At 41.4% G+C, this 3,047-nt stretch carries 4 protein-coding genes; all 4 read right to left on the bottom strand.

Annotated features, from left to right (window positions below; genetic code table 11):
- Window positions 1-644: 644 nt before the first annotated feature.
- The 4 genes from birA to I2503_RS09090 all read right to left on the bottom strand — a co-directional run bounded on the left by birA (window position 645) and on the right by I2503_RS09090 (window position 2,915).
- Window positions 645-1,577 carry a bifunctional biotin--[acetyl-CoA-carboxylase] ligase/biotin operon repressor BirA gene (gene birA, locus I2503_RS09105; protein ID WP_196967749.1) on the bottom strand — a complete coding sequence of 311 codons (933 nt, stop codon included), beginning with the start codon at window positions 1,575-1,577 and terminating at the stop codon, window positions 645-647.
- A 2-nt stretch (window positions 1,578-1,579) separates the two neighbouring features.
- Window positions 1,580-2,107: a biotin transporter BioY gene (locus I2503_RS09100; protein WP_196967748.1), complete on the bottom strand. Its 528-nt coding sequence runs from the start codon at window positions 2,105-2,107 to the stop codon at window positions 1,580-1,582.
- Window positions 2,108-2,325: 218 nt separating this feature from the next.
- Window positions 2,326-2,709: a hypothetical protein gene (locus I2503_RS09095; RefSeq protein WP_196967747.1), complete on the bottom strand. Its 384-nt coding sequence runs from the start codon at window positions 2,707-2,709 to the stop codon at window positions 2,326-2,328.
- A 26-nt stretch (window positions 2,710-2,735) separates the two neighbouring features.
- Window positions 2,736-2,915 carry a hypothetical protein gene (locus tag I2503_RS09090; protein WP_196967746.1) on the bottom strand — a complete coding sequence of 60 codons (180 nt, stop codon included), beginning with the start codon at window positions 2,913-2,915 and terminating at the stop codon, window positions 2,736-2,738.
- Window positions 2,916-3,047 lie beyond the last annotated feature (132 nt).

The raw sequence follows: 3,047 nt of genomic DNA, 5'->3' as shown, positions 1-3,047 counted from the left end.
GTTTTCTTCACTTGAAGCAGTCATCGATCAATTAGAAACAGTCATTAGAGGTTTACATTGGGAAGATTTAAAAACCATTGTCCGAAGACAATGGTTGGTTTCAGATTTTGAACTTAACTGAGTATTAGTTTTACCCTATAAATCATTTGAAGTGTAAAATTATTGAAAGACCGCTTCCAGAAAGGCGAAAAAAGACTGGGCAAAACTTCCAGCCTTAAAACTTTGATTAGTGAAAACAATTTTGACGCAGTGGTTGATTCGGTCAAACAGCTAAAAGGCTGTTTGAGGTGCAGATAGGATTTGCGAAGCAAATAACAATTGTTCACTTTTATTGAGAGAACATTTCATGTTCTCTTATCAAGAAGCTCAAAGAGTCATCTCCTGACTCTTTGAGTCCAGAAAACAACCTAATCAACATTGACATGAACTTCGTTCATTTCATCTAGAAACTCTAAAGGCATTCAACATGCCTTTAGACCGGAGGTGGGATTCAAACAGTCTGAGGAGAGACTGTTTGAACCCGAGCCTAACAATAAAAGAGCGAGGTCGGTTTGGGGAGAAACCGTTTCAGCTTACAACTTGAAATAAAGACTTGTAACGAACAATTTTTTTGCAAAAATTGTTCTGTCCCACTCTCTGTTATCTCACCACTTGGTTAAACTAATTTCCCCGCTGGAAAGCTTCTGTATTCCTGTGCTGGTTTCAACAAGAAGCTCCCCAGTTTTTAAAACATCGACTGCGGTAGCCGTCAGTTTTTGTCCTTGAAATTGGTAACAAATCTCACGACCTAGAACTAGAGAGTGTTTTTTGTAAAGGTCAAAAAGATCTTCTGATTTACTGGTCAAAAAAATTTTCCAAATTTCTGCAATCAGATCGTTTCTGTTAATCTGGGGCTGACTGGTAAAAAGCGAGCCTGCCTTGTCTTCCAGGTCCTTTGGAAATTCTGGTATATAGTAATTGATGCCCACTCCGATGATGATATGGGCCACGGTTCCAGTCTCGACATCTGAGACAGCCTCTGTCAAAATACCGGCAATCTTCTTCTTGCCAAGATAAATATCATTGACCCATTTGATGTTGGTGTCTATCCCTGTCAGATTGTGGATTGCCTTGACAATACTAGCCGCAATCAAGAGGGTATAACTTGGAAGTTGGTCAAAAGGTAGCAGTGGCTCTAGATGGAGACTCATGTAAATCCCTCCCCTTTCAGGCGCAAAAAAGGAACGGGAGAATCGCCCACGTGCTGCTGTTTGACTCGGAGCCAGGTAAAGTGCGGGACTTGGATTTCCAGCCTCAATCCCCTGCTTGGCATCCAGTTGTGTTGAGGAACTGGTTGAATTGTGATAGACAGCTAGCCCTGTTTGTTCCGCAATGGCTTCTGGTAGTAGGAGATCCCCAGCTACCAAACGGTAACCCCTATTTTTCAAACTGTCAATCACAACTCCTTGCTTTTCCAACTGTTTGATAGCCTTCCAAATGGCTGCGCGTGACACTTGGAGTTGTTCCGCTAGCGCTTCACCACTCACAAAATCTGTGGCAGTCGAGAGTTCTTGGAAAATTTTTTCATAAGTTTTCATAATTATAGTTCCCCATTAGAAAGACGAAAGGCCATCAGACTTGCGACAGACGCTTTTAAGAGATCTCCGGGAATGAAGACCAAACTGGAAATCAGGGATTGACTAAGAGGCATATTCGTTACATGGGATAACCAAATCGAACCTAGAAGATCCACAAAAAGAACCCCAATCAGAATCGTGACCAAGAAAAGGATCCGAAAAGTGACTCGCTCAATCCTTGAGAGAATCAGTCCCATGAATAAGGGAACCAAAGCCCAGGCCAAAAGATACCCCGCAGTCGGACCAGCTAGTACCGTCAAAGTCGTTGATTTCCCTGAAAAAACGGGAATCACCAAACCAAGCAGGAAAAAAAGCAACATGGTAAAAGTCCCTTTTTTCGCTCCTAAAGTCGCCCCAACCAGCATAACCCCAAGGTTTTGAAAGACGATTGGGACCGGAATAAATCCTAACGGAATTGCCGGGAGTAAGCCCAGCACAATCAAGAGACTCGTCATCAGACCAATCTGAGTAAGATCTCGTGTTGTAAACATTCTAAACTCCTTTGAGATAAAGTATATCCACTATAAGGGATTTATCCTAGACTGTCAACCTTGATTTTCTATCAAGTTTACTAATAAGCCATCATCATCTCAATTTTCCCTATCCTTGCAAGGGGTGTGTATCCCTTTAACCTGAGTGGTTCACCTTGGTTTTTCTGAGTCAAAATAAACCTGACTTTCCTACGAAAGTCAGGTTTTTCAAACGAACATTATTTCCAACGCCCCGCTTCATGACGCCCTTTCCGAGCCAAGTTCCAATAAGTAAGGTAAAGGAACAACAAACTGTAACTATAGCCGTCGAACCATTTGGGAAAGAAGAAAAAAATCGGCAGCAGTAAAAGGAAGCTGAAACGAATTAAAAAATCGATAGCCAGATAAAGGGATTGCCGAAAAGAATCTTGGCCACGGTAATCCTCAGGATCCGCACTCAAGCGCCGACTTTTCAATCTGAAAAAGCAAGGACCGATGATAGAAACAAGGATTACTACCAACATACTCCTCATAAAACCATCATCATCGATAAAATAAGCGAGATCAAGCAAGGCAAATCCTACCAGCCAGTCCAATACTAACAACCATTTTTCAATCTTCATTCTTCCTCTCCCAAGGCAGTTCAAAACTAACTCTTATCCTCTGAAACCTTCCCGATAAACCAGCGGTAAATTCGGTAATCTGCCAAAAAAACAAGAGATGAGATCAACCAATAAAGCAAATTTGTGTACCCCAAATACTCACGCAGCGGGTAGATAATCGAAGTAGTCATCAAGAGCAAAAAGCAAACAAGTGCGACTTTTTTCATAAGATACCTCCTCGTAATATAAGTTTAGAGGGTTATTAAAACCCAGTTTGAACAATAATTGTATAAATACTTGACTATTGCAATGTTTCCCAGAACAATAGAGTTATGGAAAGGACTCATGGTTGTTTCTTA

It is taken from the genome of Streptococcus sp. NLN64, from assembly GCF_015831295.1.
Taxonomy (GTDB): domain Bacteria; phylum Bacillota; class Bacilli; order Lactobacillales; family Streptococcaceae; genus Streptococcus.
This window is presented reverse-complemented; position numbering and strand designations above follow the sequence as displayed.

Coding starts and splice junctions, on each gene's coding strand:
- birA (WP_196967749.1), bottom strand. CDS start 1,577: ATGAAAACTTATGAAAAAATTTTCCAAGAACTCTCGACTGCCACAGAT.
- I2503_RS09100 (WP_196967748.1), bottom strand. CDS start 2,107: ATGTTTACAACACGAGATCTTACTCAGATTGGTCTGATGACGAGTCTC.
- I2503_RS09095 (WP_196967747.1), bottom strand. CDS start 2,709: ATGAAGATTGAAAAATGGTTGTTAGTATTGGACTGGCTGGTAGGATTT.
- I2503_RS09090 (WP_196967746.1), bottom strand. CDS start 2,915: ATGAAAAAAGTCGCACTTGTTTGCTTTTTGCTCTTGATGACTACTTCG.